This window comes from Streptomyces sp. A0642, assembly GCF_004795105.1.
Taxonomy (GTDB): domain Bacteria; phylum Actinomycetota; class Actinomycetes; order Streptomycetales; family Streptomycetaceae; genus Streptomyces.
This window is the reverse complement of the sequence record NZ_SSBL01000004.1, coordinates 286,710-301,276: the sequence shown is the minus strand read 5'-3', so window position 1 is coordinate 301,276 and position 14,567 is coordinate 286,710. Positions and strand designations below refer to the sequence as shown.

Here is a 14,567-nt window from a genome sequence, read left to right as displayed (position 1 = left end):
GGCCGACCTCGCCCCCATACCCACACCAGCTGAGACACCGAGCCAACTGCGGGCAGTCCTTGCGACGTCGGGAAAGGTATGCGGCGGGGACCAACGGGCGAGCGGGTCACTCCAGAGCGGTGACGAGGGGGGCCCACAGAGGGTGGGAGTTGGCCGGGACGACCAGGTGCGCCTGGTGGCGGGCGCGGGTCATGACGACGTAGAGCAGTCGTGAGCCGCTGGGGAAGGGTTCGCCTTCCGGGCCGTAGTACTCGTCGTCGGCCAGCAGCAGGATGGTGGTGTCGGCTTCGCGTCCCTTGGTCTGGTGGAGGTTCATCACCTGCACCGGGCGCGGGCGCGGCCGCGTGTCGCCCACTAGAGTCTCGTCGCGGGCACGTTGAAGTTCCTCGGCCATCGCCGTAAGGCTCTGGTCCTGCTTGAGCAGGCGCAGTGCGCGGCGGGCGATGGGGGCGGCCTGCAGCCAGGCCTCCTGGCCACGGAAGGTGCCGATGCGCGCGTAGGCGCCCGTGACGATCTCGGCCAAGCGGTCGGTGTCGGCGTTGGGGCCGCATCCCGCCGAGCGTAGATCCTCTGCGAGGGCCCGCAAGGCACGCTGCAACACGGGGTTGGACTGGTCCAGCATCTGCCGTGCGAGAGGGGAAAGCCCTCGGCTGCGCAGGCAAGCGGTGACGAACACGGCCAGCGCCCGCCGGACCTGGACGCCCTTCTGCCCGAGTGCGAACTGGACGAGGGCGAGTTGGGCGGAGAGTGCTTCCGCGTGGGCCTCGGTGAAACCAACCTGCTCGTGGACCAGGCCGGCCGCGTTCAGGGCGTCGGACAGGGAGGTGGTTGCGATGTTGGTGTGGGTGAAGATGCTGACGGTGTGCTTCTTCTGGCGGGCAGCTCGGGCGAGTTCGGTGACCTGCTGAGGAAGGCGGTGACCGAAGGTGGCTGAAAGCGTCTCAAAACGCAGTCGTCCCCTCCCGTTGTCAGTCCCGGACGGTTTACTGACGGCATGACCACCGCACATCACCTCCGCCTCATCGACGGGATGCGCACCCGAGAGTTTCCCGTGGATCGCATCCGATCGGGTTCGGGAGTCAGCGGGCCCGGCTACCACACGGCGTCCTTGCACGCCGACGACGATCGCTGGGACGACGACGAGGCGGCGCGGCTGGAGCACCGTGCGCAGTGTCTCGCGGAGCACGAGGCGCTGGTCACCGTGCTGGGCGCACGCTGGGGTGATCCGCAGCTGATCAGCATGTGGAGCGCTCAGGAGCGCATGATGTCCGGGGAGGAGATACCCGACCCGTGGGCGGAGACCGTTGCAGGGTGCGAGTATCTCCAGCTCTGGCACATAGGGACCCGGTGGATCGCCCTGGCGCTGTACCTGGAGGAGGGGGGTCCCGGGTGCGAGCTCAGCGTGGTGGTGACCGAGATCGATCCTCCGTGACCTCTGGAATGAGCAGCCGGGTGCGCGGGGCGGTGTCAGGGGTTCGCGGCGTCCACGTCGACGGCTGACCGGAGGCGCGCGTATTCGTCGGCCATGGAACTCAAGGTCCAGTGAGCGTTCAAGCCACTGGGGTTGGGCAGCGCCCAGACGCGGGCCCCGCCGATCCGCCGGTCCTGCGGCCCGATGCGGGCCTGCCGCTCGCCGAATGCCGTCCGATAGGCCGTGATCCCGACGACGGCCAGCCACCGCGGCCGCAACTCCTCGACCTTCGAAATGAGGAGCCGGCCGCCCGCGCGGAATTCCTCGGCGGACAGTTCGTCGGCGCGGGCCGTGGCTCTGGCGACCACATTGGTGATGCCCAGTCCGTAGCGGAGCAGCTCGGACTGCTCGCTCGGCTTGAGCAGGCGCGGAGTGAACCCCGACCGGTGGAGCACCGGCCAGAAACGATTACCGGGAAAGGCGAAGTGATGGCCCGTGGCACCCGTCATCAAGCTCGGGTTGATTCCGCAGAACAGCACGCGCAAGCCGCCCGCGACCACATCGGGAACAATGCGGTCACGGGCGGCCAGAAGCTCTTCGGGTGTCATCGGCAGGTGGCCCGGCGTGTCAGAGGATCGAGCCCGGTGTGTAGCCGGCAGCCTCCGGGTGCTGCTTGGTGATCTCCTCGATCCGGGTGACGAGAGCGGTGACCTGGTCACCCGCCGCCCCCGTGAAAGAGAGCTTGTCGGCCATGAGCTCGTCCAGCTGCCCACGGTCGAGCGGGATGCGCTCGTCCGCCGCAAGCTTGTCCAGCAGCTCGTTGCGCTCCGTACCCTGCTCCCGCATGGCGAGAGCGGACGCCACCGCGTTCTCCTTGATGGCCTCGTGGGCCACCTCACGGCCGACACCGGCACGGACCGCGCCCATCAACACCTTGGTCGTGGCGAGGAAGGGCAGGTAGCGGTCGAGCTCGCGGGCGACGACCGCAGGGAACGCTCCGAATTCGTCGAGCACCGTCAGGAAGGTCTCCACCAGACCGTCGAACGCGAAGAACGCGTCCGGCAGCGCCACCCGGCGGACCACGGAGCAGGACACATCGCCCTCGTTCCACTGGTCGCCCGCCAGCTCGCCGGTCATGGACGCGTAACCCCGGAGGATGACCATCAGGCCGTTGACGCGCTCGCAGGAGCGGGTGTTCATCTTGTGCGGCATGGCCGACGAGCCGACCTGGCCCGGCTTGAAGCCCTCGGTCACCAGCTCGTGGCCGGCCATCAGCCGGATGGTCTTGGCAACCGAGGAAGGCGCCGCGGCAAGCTGCACGAGCGCGGTCACCACGTCGTAGTCGAGCGAGCGCGGGTACACCTGGCCGACAGAAGTGAAGGCCTGTGCGAAGCCGAGATGACCGGCGATGCGCTGTTCCAGTTCGGCGAGCTTCGCGGCGTCTCCGCCCAGAAGGTCCAGCATGTCCTGGGCTGTGCCGACGGGGCCCTTGATCCCGCGGAGCGGGTAGCGGCCCAGCAGGTCCTCCAGCCGTCCGTAGGCCACCAGCAGCTCGTCCGCCGCCGTGGCGAAGCGCTTGCCGAGCGTCGTGGCCTGCGCGGCGACATTGTGGGAACGGCCGGCGATGACCAGTTCCCGGTACTCGCCGGCGAGCTTGCCGAGCCGGGCCAGGACCGCCACCGTGCGGTCGCGCATCAGCTCCAGCGACAGCCGGATCTGGAGCTGCTCGACATTCTCCGTCAGGTCGCGGGACGTCATCCCCTTGTGGACCTGCTCATGGCCGGCGAGGGCGTTGAACTCCTCGATGCGGGCCTTGACGTCGTGCCGGGTCACCTTCTCGCGCTCGGCGATCGAGGCCAGGTCGACCTGGTCGAGGACACGCTCGTAATCGGCGAGGGCCGCGTCGGGTACCTCGATCCCGAGGTCCTTCTGGGCGCGCAGCACCGCCAGCCACAGCTGACGTTCCAGCTTCACCTTCTGCTCGGGGGACCAGAGGACAGCCAGCTCCGTAGAGGCGTAGCGGCCGGCCAGGACATTGGGGATGCGAGGCTTCGCAGACACAGCAGTCACGTGTGCAGATTCTACTGGCGGTTTATGCAGGTCGACGCCGCCCCCGGTTTGTGCGTTGCTACGAGCCCGGGCGGGCGTGCAGGCTCGGGCACGGGCGGGCGCGCAGGTACGAGCCCGGGCGGGCGCTCAGGTTCGGGTACGGGCGGGCGCGCAGGTTCGGGCACGAGCGACCGCGGCCGGCTACTCGCTTACGTCGATCCGTTTCCAGGTGGCGACGGGGCCCGGGGATTCGGCGTCCGCAGGGGTGACCCAGAACGCCCGTCCCAGCTCGGAGCTGAAGTGCGCTCCGAAACGGCCGTCACCCGAGGAGCGCCCGGTCAGACGCCGTCCTATCCAGGGGAGAAGGTGGCGGCGGGCAAAGAGCACGTCGTCCACGCGCCGGGAGGCCCAGCGCGCCGGGGTGTCGAGGGGCAGCGACGTCTGCCAGTCGGTCTCCGGCGGCAGACCCAGCGTCTGCCAGACGGCCTCCGCCACCCTGCGATGCCCCTCGGCGGTCAGATGCAGCCGGTCGACGTCCCACATCCTGGGATCGCCGAGCACCGGAGCTCCGTAGAGGTCGACGACCTCCGCACCGTGCCGGGCGGCAAGGTCGTCGACCAGGGAGAAGAGCTCCTCCATGCGGGGCCGGAAGCGCTCCATCACCGGTCCGTTGCGACCGGGACTGCGCATCAGGACCAGCTTCTTGCACGAGGGGGCGAGACGCTCGACGGCCTCCTCCAGCCGGCCGCGGACCATACCCATGTCGCACTTGGGCCGCAGGGTGTCGTTGAGGCCGCCCACCAGCGTCACCACGTCTGCCTGCATGGCGGCAGCCACGTCCACCTGCTCGTCCACGATCTGGCCGATGAGCTTGCCGCGTACAGCGAGGTTGGCGTACCGGAATCCGGGTGTACGGGTGGCCAGCCGGGTGGCGAGGACGTCGGCCCAGCCTCGGTAGGAACCGTCGGGCAGCAGGTCCGACATGCCCTCGGTGAACGAATCGCCTACCGCGACGAGACTGGTGTATTCGGCATTTATCTCCATGGCCCTGCGATCGTATCGCGGCCCGGGCGGCGCCTTCCCGGATGCGGCGGCAGGTGCCGGACGGCCCCGACCGGGGACGGTTCCGCACCCCGGGGAGAGGTGCGGAACCGTGGGGCGGACTCAGCGCGGCTGGGGCCGGCCCACCAGCTCGCGGAGCACGTCCTCCATCGTCACCATGCCTGCCAGCCGGTTGTCCTCGTCCAGAACGGCGGCCAGATGCGTACGGCTGCGCCGGAGAGCGGTCAGCACGTCGTCGAGCGGCGTCGCCGCCCGTACGCGGGCGATCGGGCGCATCGCGGTGACCGGGAACGGCATGTCGCGGGGTGCCACGTCCAGGGCGTCCTTCACATGGAGGTAGCCCAGGATGCGCTGCTCGCTGTCCATGACGGGGAACCGCGAGAATCCCGTCTCGGACGAGAGCCGCTCCAGTTCCTCAGGCGTCGTCCCGACCCTCGCGTATGTCACCCGGTCCACCGGCAGCACCACATCGCGGACCGGCCTGCGCCCCAGCTCCAGGGCATGGTGCAGCCGCTCGGCAGCGCGGTCGTCGACCAGCCCCGCGTCGCCCGCGTCCTTGACGAGCCGGGCCAGCTCGTCGTCCGAGAAGGTGGCCGACACCTCGTCCTTCGTCTCGACCCTCAGCAGTTTCAGCAGCCCGTTGGCGAAGGCGTTGATCGCGAAGATCACCGGACGCAGGGCCCGGGCCAGGGTCACCAGCGGCGGGCCGAGCAGCAGCGCGGTCTTCACGGGCTCGGCCAGCGCGATGTTCTTCGGCACCATCTCGCCGAGCAGCATGTGGAGGTAGGTCGCCACGGACAGTGCGATCACGAACGAGATCGGATGGACCAGCCCGTGCGGCACCCCGACGGCGTCGAAGACGGGCTCCAGCAGGTGCGCGATGGCGGGCTCGGCGACGATGCCCAGGACCAGCGTGCACAGGGTGATGCCCAGCTGCGCGGCGGCAAGCAGCGCCGAGACGTGTTCGAGGCCCCAGATGACGCTGCGCGCCCGCCGGTTCCCGTCCTCGGCCAGCGGTTCGATCTGGCTGCGCCGGACGGAGATGAGAGCGAACTCCGCGCCGACGAAGAAGGCGTTCGCGATCAGGGTCAGCAGACCGATGAAGAGCTGTACGGCGGTCATCGCTCGTCCTCCGACGGCTCGTCGGAACCGGGCAGCGGCGCGTGCAGCAGAGCCCGTGCGGCGCGCCGCCCGGCGGCGTCCACCACGTCGAGGCGCCAGCCGGCCAGCTCGATGGAGTCGCCCACGGCGGGGATCCGGCCCACCTCCGTGGCGATCAGCCCGGCCAGGGTCTCGTACGGTCCGTCCGGCACTCTCAGTCCGATCCTCTCCAGCTGGTCGGTGCGGGCAGCGCCGTCGGCCGACCACAGCCTGCGCCCGTCCGCGTCCTCACCGGCCGGAGCGAGATCAGGCGTCTCGTGGGGGTCGTGCTCGTCCCGTACCTCGCCGACGACCTCCTCGACGATGTCCTCCAGCGTCACGACACCCGCCGTGCCGCCGTACTCGTCGATGACGACCGCCATGGCGAGCTTGCCGGAGAGGCGGTCCAGCAGCCGGTCCACGGTCAGCGTCTCCGGTACGAGCAGCGGCTCGCGGAGCATGTCCGAGACCCGCTTACGGGGCCTCTGCTCGGCCGGGATGGCCAGCACGTCCTTGATGTGGACGACGCCGACGACGGTGTCGAGGCTGCTCCGGTACACGGGGAAACGGGACAGTCCGGTGGCCCGCGTGGCGTTGGCGACGTCCTCCGCTGTCGCCTGGAGCTCCAGCGCGGTGACCTGCACCCGCGGGGTCATCACGTTCTCCGCGGTCAGTTCCGCCAGGTTGAGGGTGCGCACGAACAGCTCGGCCGTGTCGGCTTCCAGGGCGCCCGCCTTGGCGGAGTGCCGGGCGAGCGCCACCAGCTCCTGCGGGCTGCGGGCGGACGCCAGCTCTTCGGCCGGCTCGAGCCCGAAGCGGCGCACGATGTGGTTGGCCGTGTTGTTGAGATGGCTGATGAAAGGCCGGAAGACAGCGGTGAAGGCCCGCTGCGGGGTGGCCACCGCCTTCGCCATGGCGAGCGGCGAGGAGATGGCCCAGTTCTTCGGGACGAGTTCACCGACGACCATGAGGAAGACGGTGGACAGGGCGGTGCCGATCACGAGGGCCACGGACGAGGACACGCCGGGCGACAGACCGATGGCCTCGACCGGGCCGCGGATCAGTTTGGCGATGGACGGTTCGGAGAGCATGCCGACGACCAGGTTGGTGACGGTGATGCCCAGCTGGGCGCCGGAGAGCTGGAAGGTGAGGCTGCGTACCGCCTTCATGGCGCTCGCCGCACCGCGCTCCTCCCGTTCCACAGCCCGTTCGAGCTGGCCGCGTTCGACCGTGGTCAGAGAGAACTCGGCCGCGACGAAGGCGCCGCAGGCGAGGGAGAGCAGTACGGCCACGAGCAGCAGAAGCACTTCGGTCATCGGTTCACCTCCGTCTCATGATCGGGCAGGGGCGGGAGGATCGCGCGATCTCGGCGATATCGGCTACTGGGAGGCTCGCCCATGGGCGGACGCTCACACCTTTCAAAGGGATCGACAGAGGGGTACTCATGGTAAAGGATCGGCAAAGTGGCGTGGTGGGGAAGTGGTGCGGGGATCCCGGGCGGCGTTCCCGGAGCCGGCCGCTCCCCGACCCGCCCGGCGCTCAGAGCGGCTTCACCCAGCGCCGCCAGTGGTCCTCCCGGTGGTAGCCGACCGCGGCCCAGGCCTGCTGCGCGCGTGCGTTGGCCTCCAGGACCATCGCGTCGGCCCGGCGGCCTCCGAGCGCGGTGAAGCGGGCATCCACCGATTCCAGCAACGCCGTGGCGATGCCTTGCCGGCGGAATCCGGGATCCACGGCCAGCCGGTAGGCATGGCATCGCCATCCGTCGAACCCGGCGATGACGGTGCCCACGAGCAGGCCGTCCCGCTCCGCGAGGAGCAGGGCTTCCGGATCCCGGACGATGAGCCTGGACACCCCGTCGCGGTCGTCGCTGATGCTCGTGCCCTCTGCGGCCCGGCGCCAGAACCGCAGGATGTCGTCGATGTCGTCGAGGTCGGCGCAGCGAATGTGAAGGTCACTCATGGGTCAACCCAAGCAGAACGTCAATCCGGTGGGCGAACAGATTCCGGATCCGTATGGAGACGCCCGGGCGCACTCCCAGCGGCCCCTCAACCGCGCGTGCACCCCAGCTCCGCCCCCTCAATCGCGTATCCCCGACCGCGCCCGCCCAGTCCCGCCCCCTCAGCCGCGCCCCCTGACGCGCCTGGTCCCTGACGCACCTGCCCCCTGACGTGCCTGCTCAGCCGCGCCCCCTGACGCGCCTGCCCCCTGACGTGCCTGCTCAGCCGGGGGCCTGCTGACGCGCCCGCCCCCTCGGCCGCGCCTCGCTCAGCGCAGGTGCACCGGGAGTGAGTCGATGCCGTAGACGATCGACAGCTTCCGGAAGCTGAGATCCTGCCGCGGGACGGCGAGCCGCATGCCGGGAAACCTCCTGGCCAGCGCCGGGTAGGCCACGCGCAGTTCCATGCGGGCCAGCTCGGCGCCGATGCAGCGGTGGATGCCGTGGCCGAAGGCCAGGTGGCCCGACGGTGTCGCGCGGTGCGGGTCGAAGCCCCCGTCGTCGATGACGTACGACGGATCGCGGTTGGCGCCGCTCAGGGAGCAGAGAACCATGTCACCGCGCGGAATGAGCACCCCGGCTATCTCGATGTCCTCACGGGCGAACCTGGGGAATGCCATCTGGACGGCCGAGAGGTACCTCAGGACCTCCTCGACGAACGGCGCGGTCATCGTGTCGTCGTTACGCAGCCGGGCGAGGACGTCCTCGTTCTCCAGCAGGACCAGCGAGCCGAGGGCGATCGTGCTGGCCGTCGTCTCGAAGCCGCCGGTGAGCACTCCGTCGGCGAGACCCGCCAGCTCCTCGTCGTCGACGCTGTCCCCGTGCTCCCTCACGATCATGCCGAGCAGCCCGTCCCCGGGCTTCCGACGCTGCGCCCTGACCACTCCCCTGAAGTAGTCCAGCGACGCGGACATGGCGCCGAAGGGCGCGGTCGTCCCTCCGAAGAGGTCGAAGCGGTCCATGGCCAGTTGCTGGAAGTCGTTCCGGTCCTCGTACGGCACCCCCAGCAGTTCGCAGATGGTGAGTGAGGGGACGGGCAGCGCGAACTCGTGCACCAGGTCGACCGGCCCGCGGGCGGCCTCCATCGCGTCCAGCCGTTCCTCGACGATGGATTCGATGCGGGGAGCCAGTCGCCGCAGGCGGCGCATGGTGAATTCCGGCGTCAGGATGCGCCGCAGCCGCGTGTGTACCGGCGGATCGCTGAATCCCAGCCCGCCGGGGCTCTGCTCGGCGGCGATCCCCGCGTTGCCGGCGAGGTGGGCGAAATCCGTACTGAACCCTTCGGCGGAGCCGAGCACGGCCTTCGACTCCTCGTAGCCGGTGACGACCCAGGCATCCATGCCGAACGGCAGCGCCACCCTGGAGACCGGGGCGCTCGCCCGGGTCGCGGCCACTCGGCTCACGGGATCGAGACCGTCGCGGCGCAGGAGCATGAGCAGTTCCTCCGGCAGCAGTTTGATCGTGGAGGAGCCGATTCCGTGCCGTTGGATCCTGGCCAGGTAGGTGCGCCCGAGCCGGGCGGTGATACGGGAACGGAACGTCGTACTCAATGTGCACTCCATGAGTCGTCGCGAGATCTGGTCGGTTGGCAGGCATTGCCGCCAGGACATGGCCGACTGCGCCGACTTCGGCTGCCTGACCAGGAATTATGACCACTTGTTCGGAGAAGGGGGCGGCCGGGTGCGGTATCCGTCCCTCATCCTTCGACGCTACGGGGGCCGGCGGTGGCGTGCGCGGGCCGGCAGGCGGCGGTGATATGCCAGGTGGCGGGGGTGTGCCGGGGCTGGAGGTGGGCCGGCGCACCAGGGCCCGGCGGGCTGTCCCGGGTGCGGCCGGGTCCCGTTCCCCTTGCCGGTGCTAGCGGTCTGGCGCTAGCGTGGGGGAGTGCCCAAGACGCAGCTGAACGTTCGAGTGGACGAGGCCACCGCCGAGGCCGCGCGGCAGCGCGCGCTCCAGAGGGGGATGAGCGTGAACCGCTACATAGAAGAACTCGTCAAACAGGACACGGGGGAGGTCGGCCACACCTTCGTCGAGGCCGCCGCCGATTTCATGAAGCAGTACGAGACGGTGTTCGCCGAGGAGTTCGGCCCGGAGCGCGAAGGCACCCGTTGAACCTTCGGATCCAGCTTTCCTGGCTGCTCATGGTCGCCGAGCACAAGACACCCGGCGACCCCCAGGTCACCGACTGGGGCGCGCTGGTGGCCGCGGTCGCCCGGCACGAGGCGGAGATCTTCGGCAGCCCGGTCTACAGCGACCCGCATGCCAGAGCGGCGGCGCTGCTTCAACTGCTGCTGCATGTGCCGGCGCTGGAGCGCTCCAACGCGATGTTCGCCTCTGCCGTCGCCTACGGCTATCTCGTCGCCTCGGGGCTGAAGGTGATCACCTCGCCCGAACAGGTCCGCGACCTGGCCCTGCTGGTCAAGGAGGGCAAGGCGGACGTGCGCGCGATCGCCGACGAACTGCGCCAGTGGAGCCTGTGACGCGGACCGGGGCCGGGCCGCTGCGATGACGGGGCGGTGTGCCCGCCATCAGCGGTCCGCCTCCTGAAGCTCGTGCGCCGGTCGGCGCAGACCTCGCGGCCGGGCTCCGGGAGCACCAACCGTCGTCCGTCGAGCCGCGCCTCCGACACCGGACGCACACGGAGGTGGGCAGGTGGTCGGCGCAGGCTGCCCGGCCCCTGGCGCACCAACCGTCGTCCGTCGAGCTGCCTGCGGCACCGGCACGCGCACGGGCGGCGGTACGTGGTCAGCGCAGGCCGCTCGGCCCCCGGTCCACCACCGCGGTCCGTCGAGCCGCACCCAGCACGCACGCGGACGTGGGAAGGGCGATGCCGCCCGGAGGCATCCTCACCTTCCGGTACGTCTCCACCTCGAACCCGGCCGCCTCGATCGCGGCGAGCGCGTCGCGCGAGGTGTGACAGCCGCCGGCCACCAGCGGCCAGAAGGTCCGGTCCAGGGTGCGCTGGGCGGCTGCCATGGCCCGGCCGTCGGCCCGCACATGCTCGAAGAAGCGCAGTTCGCCACCCGGCCGCAGGACGCGCCGGATCTCGGCGAGTGACTGCTGGACATCGCGCACGGTGCACAGCACGAGCGAGGCCACGGCTCCGTCGAACGCCTCGCTCTTCACCGGGAGCGCCTCCGCCGTGCCCGGCACGACGTCCACCGGGATTCCGGCGCGCAGCCCGGCCCGCACCGCCAACTGCCGGAGTGTGCGCTCGGGTTCGATCGCCACGACCTCGGACACCGCAGGCGGGTAGTGGGCGAAGTTCAGCCCGTTGCCCGCCCCGATGTCGATGACCCGCCCCGACAGGCCGGACAACAGCTCGGCCCGCACCCCGGCCATACCCGCCGCAGACTCCGCGGCCACGCTCATGCGGGCGTAGAAACGGGCGAAGACGGGGTGGTGCACCGCGTCCTGCTGGACCTTCGCGCTCCGCAACCGCATGGCGGGCCTCCTCGACGGATGCCGTCCGCCCGGGCCGGGACGAGGGCGTGCGCCCCGCGAGCCCGCTCGGCCGGAACGGCTGAAAGGTTCGGCTACCTCGATTCTGCCCCCTCCGCCGCACCCCGTCCTGTGCCCCGCACCGTTCAGCCCGTGGGCCGGCTCCCGCCCAGCCGCTCGTCCAGCCAACTCCCGGCCCGGGCGCGGAAGTCCGCAGGGTCGAGAGCTCCCGCGCCCGCCGGGACCACGCCCAGCAGCGGGGCGCCCGCCGCCACCGGAAGGTCCGCCACGTTGCAGCGCTCCGCGAGGTCCGGCTCGGCGGGCATGCTGCCGATCACCACCCCGAGGCAGTCGAGCCCGCGGGCGCGGAGCGCCTCCGAGGTCAGCGTCGTGGAGTTGAGCGTGCCGAGCCCCGCGGGCGCCACCACCAGGACCGGTGCGGTCAGCAGCCGGGCCGCGTCCGCCAGGGTCGCGCCGTCATCGTCGAACCGTACGAGCAGGCCGCCCGCACCCTCGACGAGCACCAGATCGTGCTCGGTCGCCAGTTTCTCGGCGGCCTCGGCGATCTCGTGGGGGCGGACCGGTGTCATTCCGGCCCGCCGGGCGGCTGTCGCGGGCGCCAACGGTTCGGGGAACCTGGCCAGTTCCACCGCCGTCACATGGCGGCCCGCCAGCCGCGCCACCTCGGCGGCGTCACCCGGCTCACCCGGCTCCAGGCCCGTCTGGGCCGGTTTGAGCACCGCCACCCGACGACCCGCCGCGGCCGCCGCGACGGCCGCGGTCACGATCGTCTTGCCGATCTCGGTGCCCGTTCCGGTCACGACCAGAATGCTCATCTCAGCCCTCCCGCGCCGCAGCGCACACGGCACGGCAGATCCGCGCCACGTCCTCGTCACCGGTGACGTACGGCGGCATGGTGTAGACGAGGTCGCGGAACGGCCTGAGCCACACCCCCTCGCGCACCGTCGCCCGGGTCGCGGACTCCATGTCCACCTCGTGATCGAGCTGGACGACGCCGATCGCGCCGAGAACCCGCACGTCACGGACCCCGGGCAGCTCCGCGGCAGGGGCGAGGCCGTCCCGCAGACCGGCCTCGATCCGCTTGATCTCCTGTGCCCAGTCCTGGCCGAGCAGCAGATCGATCGAGGCGCACGCCACCGCGGACGCCAGCGGATTGCCCATGAACGTGGGCCCGTGGGCCAGCACCGGCACCTCGCCGCGCGAGATGCCGTCGGCCACCGCGGTCGTGCACAGGGTCGCCGCCATCGTCAGATAGCCGCCGGTCAGTGCCTTGCCCACGCACATCACGTCGGGGGAGACCCCGGCGTGCTCGGCTGCGAACAGCTTGCCCGTGCGGCCGAAACCGGTGGCGATCTCGTCGAACACCAGCAGCACGCCGTGCGCGTCGCAGGCCTCCCGGAGCACGCGCAGGTACGCGGGGGAGTGGAAGCGCATGCCGCCCGCCCCCTGCACCACGGGCTCCACGATCACCGCTGCCAGCTCGTCGGCGTGGTGGGCGATGAGCTCACGCAGATGCGTCGCGTACGCGTCGTCCGGCTCCGCGTCGAAGCCGGACGGCGGCTCGTCCGCGAAGACCTGGCGGGGCAGCGCCCCCGACCACAGCTCATGCATGCCGCCCTCGGGGTCGCACACCGACATCGGCTGCCAGGTGTCCCCGTGGTATCCGCCGCGCCAGGTCAGCAGCCGCTGTTTGGCGGGCCGCCCGGCCGAGCGCCAGTACTGGAGACACATCTTCACGGCGACCTCGACCGACACGGAGCCCGAGTCGGCGAGGAAGACGTGCTGCAAAGGCTCCGGGGTGATCTCGACCAGCCTGGCGGCCAGCCGCACGGCGGGCTCGTGCGTGAGCCCGCCGAACATCACATGGCTCATCCGGCCCAGCTGGTCGCGTGCCGCCTCGTTCAGCACCGGGTGGTTGTAGCCGTGCACGGCCGACCACCAGGACGACATGCCGTCGATCAACTCGTGCTGTCCGTGGGCGGGTTCGGCGAGCCGGAGCCGGACGCCGGACGCGGACTCCACGACCAGCGGTTCCTGCCGGCCCGGCATGGGCCCGTACGGATGCCAGACGTGGGCCCGGTCCAGGGCCCGCAGCCCGGCAGGGGAGAGCGGCTCAGGCATTGGGTGCGAGATCCGTCCCCGCGCCCCGACGGCGGACCGTCACCAGGTTTGTACGCGGCCCCTGGGCTTCAGCGGCCTCCGGGGAAGCCGAGCCCGAGCGCGCCGATTCCGAGCAAGCGGTCTCCGCGGGGGCGGCCTCCGCCTCCGGGCCGTCGCCGCAGGGTGCGCAGCCGCCCGCGTGCGAGCCGCAGCCGCCGCCGGCGTCCACCCGGTGGCGGGGCAGCGTCGTCGTGCCCGCGCCCTCCACCTCGAAGCCGGCGTCCGCGATCATGTCGAGGTCGGCCTGTCCCGCCTGGCCCTCGCTGGTCAGATAGTCGCCCAGGAAGATCGAGTTGACGAGGTGCAGTGCCAACGGCTGCATCGAACGCAGATGCACCTCGCGCCCGCCCGCCAGTCGTACCTCCACATCCGGGCAGACGAACCGGACCATCGCCAGAATGCGTAGACAGCGCTGCGGCGTCAGATTCCACTCCTTGGCCAGCGGCGTGCCCTCGAAGGGGATCAGGAAGTTGACGGGCACCGAGTCCGGGTCGAGCTCCCGCAGGGCGAAGACCACGTCCACCAGGTCGGTGTCGCTCTCGCCCATCCCCGCGATCAGGCCTGAACAGGCGGAGAGCCCCGCGGCCTGCGCCTGGTGCACCGTCTCCACCCGGTCGGCGTAGGTGTGGGTGGTCGTGATGTCCCCGTACGTCCCCTCGGACGTGTTGAGGTTGTGGTTGTACGCGTCGGCGCCCGCCGACCGCAGCCGGTCGGCCTGGCCGTCCGAGAGCAGGCCGAGGCAGGCGCACACCTCGACGCCTTCGTTCTGTTCCTTGATCGCCTCGATGGTCTGCGACACCCGGTCGACGTCCCGGTCGGTCGGGCCCCGCCCACTGGCGACCAGGCAGACGCGCTTGGCGCCCCCGGCCACTCCGGCGGCGGCCGCCTTCGAGGCCTCGTCGGGCTTCAGCCAGGTGTACTTCAGGATCTCGGCCTTGGATCCCAGCCGCTGGGAGCAGTACGAGCAGTCCTCGGGGCAGAGCCCGGACTTCAGGTTGACCAGATAGTTCAGTTTCACCCGCCGTCCGAACCACTGACGGCGCACCTTTCCGGCCGCGGCCACCACGTCGAGCAGTTCGTCGTCCGGGGTCGCCAGTACGGCGAGCGCTTCTTCACGGGTCGGCAGCTCGCGCCGCAGCCCCTTGTCCACCAGCGTGTTCAGGAGGTCCATGGCGATGATCCTGACGCACGGCACCGCTCCGAGCCAAGGAGGAACCGGACAACAGAGCCCGCAGAGGGTGTGTGCATGGCCACACCCTGCCCGGCCGCACCCCCGGTTAGGGTCTG

The 14,567-nt window shown here is 70.7% G+C and carries 15 protein-coding genes; 3 read left to right on the top strand and 12 right to left on the bottom strand.

Annotated elements, in window-relative coordinates:
• Positions 1-106: 106 nt before the first annotated feature.
• Entirely contained in the window at positions 107-1,009 is a 903-nt protein-coding gene (locus E6R60_RS10770; protein WP_136326249.1) for an ATP-binding domain-containing protein, read from the bottom strand.
• Between E6R60_RS10770 and E6R60_RS10765 the strand changes: the two genes are divergently transcribed.
• On the top strand, positions 995-1,432 hold the full coding sequence (locus E6R60_RS10765) for a hypothetical protein (protein ID WP_136326248.1): 438 nt from the start codon (positions 995-997) through the stop codon (positions 1,430-1,432). The two genes, E6R60_RS10770 and E6R60_RS10765, sit on opposite strands and share 15 nt — an antisense overlap.
• A 35-nt stretch (positions 1,433-1,467) precedes the next feature.
• On the opposite strand, the gene mug is transcribed toward E6R60_RS10765, so the two are convergent.
• From mug to E6R60_RS10730, 7 genes are all read right to left on the bottom strand, one after another.
• On the bottom strand, positions 1,468-2,019 hold the full coding sequence (gene mug, locus E6R60_RS10760) for a G/U mismatch-specific DNA glycosylase (protein ID WP_136326247.1): 552 nt from the start codon (positions 2,017-2,019) through the stop codon (positions 1,468-1,470).
• A gap of 19 nt (positions 2,020-2,038) precedes the next feature.
• Positions 2,039-3,481: an adenylosuccinate lyase gene (purB, locus tag E6R60_RS10755; protein ID WP_206309370.1), complete on the bottom strand. Its 1,443-nt coding sequence runs from the start codon at positions 3,479-3,481 to the stop codon at positions 2,039-2,041.
• A gap of 180 nt (positions 3,482-3,661) precedes the next feature.
• A complete protein-coding gene (locus E6R60_RS10750; protein ID WP_136326246.1) occupies positions 3,662-4,504 on the bottom strand; it encodes an SGNH/GDSL hydrolase family protein in 843 nt (280 codons plus the stop codon).
• 120 nt (positions 4,505-4,624) lie between these two features.
• Positions 4,625-5,644: a hemolysin family protein gene (locus tag E6R60_RS10745; protein WP_136326245.1), complete on the bottom strand. Its 1,020-nt coding sequence runs from the start codon at positions 5,642-5,644 to the stop codon at positions 4,625-4,627.
• A complete protein-coding gene (locus tag E6R60_RS10740; protein ID WP_136326244.1) occupies positions 5,641-6,978 on the bottom strand; it encodes a hemolysin family protein in 1,338 nt (445 codons plus the stop codon). The genes E6R60_RS10745 and E6R60_RS10740 overlap by 4 nt, the downstream gene beginning before the upstream one ends.
• Before the next feature lie 223 nt (positions 6,979-7,201).
• Entirely contained in the window at positions 7,202-7,621 is a 420-nt protein-coding gene (locus tag E6R60_RS10735; RefSeq protein WP_136326243.1) for a GNAT family N-acetyltransferase, read from the bottom strand.
• A 306-nt stretch (positions 7,622-7,927) separates the two neighbouring features.
• Complete coding sequence (locus E6R60_RS10730; protein ID WP_240802491.1) at positions 7,928-9,208, bottom strand: cytochrome P450; 1,281 nt, start codon at positions 9,206-9,208, stop codon at positions 7,928-7,930.
• A gap of 334 nt (positions 9,209-9,542) precedes the next feature.
• Between E6R60_RS10730 and E6R60_RS10725 the strand changes: the two genes are divergently transcribed.
• Positions 9,543-9,770, top strand: a complete 228-nt coding sequence (locus E6R60_RS10725; RefSeq protein ID WP_136326241.1) for an antitoxin — start codon at positions 9,543-9,545, stop codon at positions 9,768-9,770.
• Positions 9,767-10,138 carry a fic family toxin-antitoxin system, toxin component gene (locus tag E6R60_RS10720; protein WP_136326240.1) on the top strand — a complete coding sequence of 124 codons (372 nt, stop codon included), beginning with the start codon at positions 9,767-9,769 and terminating at the stop codon, positions 10,136-10,138. The genes E6R60_RS10725 and E6R60_RS10720 overlap by 4 nt, the downstream gene beginning before the upstream one ends.
• 265 nt (positions 10,139-10,403) lie before the next feature.
• On the opposite strand, the gene E6R60_RS10715 is transcribed toward E6R60_RS10720, so the two are convergent.
• From E6R60_RS10715 to bioB, 4 genes are all read right to left on the bottom strand, one after another.
• Positions 10,404-11,102, bottom strand: coding sequence for a class I SAM-dependent methyltransferase (locus tag E6R60_RS10715; RefSeq protein ID WP_136326239.1), 699 nt, complete (start codon positions 11,100-11,102; stop codon positions 10,404-10,406).
• Positions 11,103-11,245: 143 nt separating this feature from the next.
• On the bottom strand, positions 11,246-11,935 hold the full coding sequence (bioD, locus tag E6R60_RS10710) for a dethiobiotin synthase (RefSeq protein ID WP_136326238.1): 690 nt from the start codon (positions 11,933-11,935) through the stop codon (positions 11,246-11,248).
• 1 nt (position 11,936) lies between these two features.
• The gene (locus E6R60_RS10705; RefSeq protein ID WP_136326237.1) at positions 11,937-13,241 is read right to left on the bottom strand and encodes an adenosylmethionine--8-amino-7-oxononanoate transaminase; all 1,305 of its coding nucleotides are present in this window, start codon (positions 13,239-13,241) and stop codon (positions 11,937-11,939) included.
• Positions 13,234-14,451: a biotin synthase BioB gene (bioB, locus tag E6R60_RS10700; protein ID WP_136326236.1), complete on the bottom strand. Its 1,218-nt coding sequence runs from the start codon at positions 14,449-14,451 to the stop codon at positions 13,234-13,236. Before bioB ends, E6R60_RS10705 begins: the two co-directional genes overlap by 8 nt.
• Positions 14,452-14,567: the final 116 nt, after the last annotated feature.

What these genes read in the sequence shown, in the direction of transcription:
- E6R60_RS10770 (WP_136326249.1), bottom strand. Translation starts at nt 1,009, where the DNA reads ATGTGCGGTGGTCATGCCGTCAGTAAACCGTCCGGGACTGACAACGGG.
- E6R60_RS10745 (WP_136326245.1), bottom strand. Translation starts at nt 5,644, where the DNA reads ATGACCGCCGTACAGCTCTTCATCGGTCTGCTGACCCTGATCGCGAAC.
- E6R60_RS10735 (WP_136326243.1), bottom strand. Translation starts at nt 7,621, where the DNA reads ATGAGTGACCTTCACATTCGCTGCGCCGACCTCGACGACATCGACGAC.
- E6R60_RS10765 (WP_136326248.1), top strand. Translation starts at nt 995, where the DNA reads ATGACCACCGCACATCACCTCCGCCTCATCGACGGGATGCGCACCCGA.
- bioB (WP_136326236.1), bottom strand. Translation starts at nt 14,451, where the DNA reads ATGGACCTCCTGAACACGCTGGTGGACAAGGGGCTGCGGCGCGAGCTG.
- E6R60_RS10705 (WP_136326237.1), bottom strand. Translation starts at nt 13,241, where the DNA reads ATGCCTGAGCCGCTCTCCCCTGCCGGGCTGCGGGCCCTGGACCGGGCC.
- E6R60_RS10740 (WP_136326244.1), bottom strand. Translation starts at nt 6,978, where the DNA reads ATGACCGAAGTGCTTCTGCTGCTCGTGGCCGTACTGCTCTCCCTCGCC.
- bioD (WP_136326238.1), bottom strand. Translation starts at nt 11,935, where the DNA reads ATGAGCATTCTGGTCGTGACCGGAACGGGCACCGAGATCGGCAAGACG.
- E6R60_RS10750 (WP_136326246.1), bottom strand. Translation starts at nt 4,504, where the DNA reads ATGGAGATAAATGCCGAATACACCAGTCTCGTCGCGGTAGGCGATTCG.
- E6R60_RS10715 (WP_136326239.1), bottom strand. Translation starts at nt 11,102, where the DNA reads ATGCGGTTGCGGAGCGCGAAGGTCCAGCAGGACGCGGTGCACCACCCC.
- mug (WP_136326247.1), bottom strand. Translation starts at nt 2,019, where the DNA reads ATGACACCCGAAGAGCTTCTGGCCGCCCGTGACCGCATTGTTCCCGAT.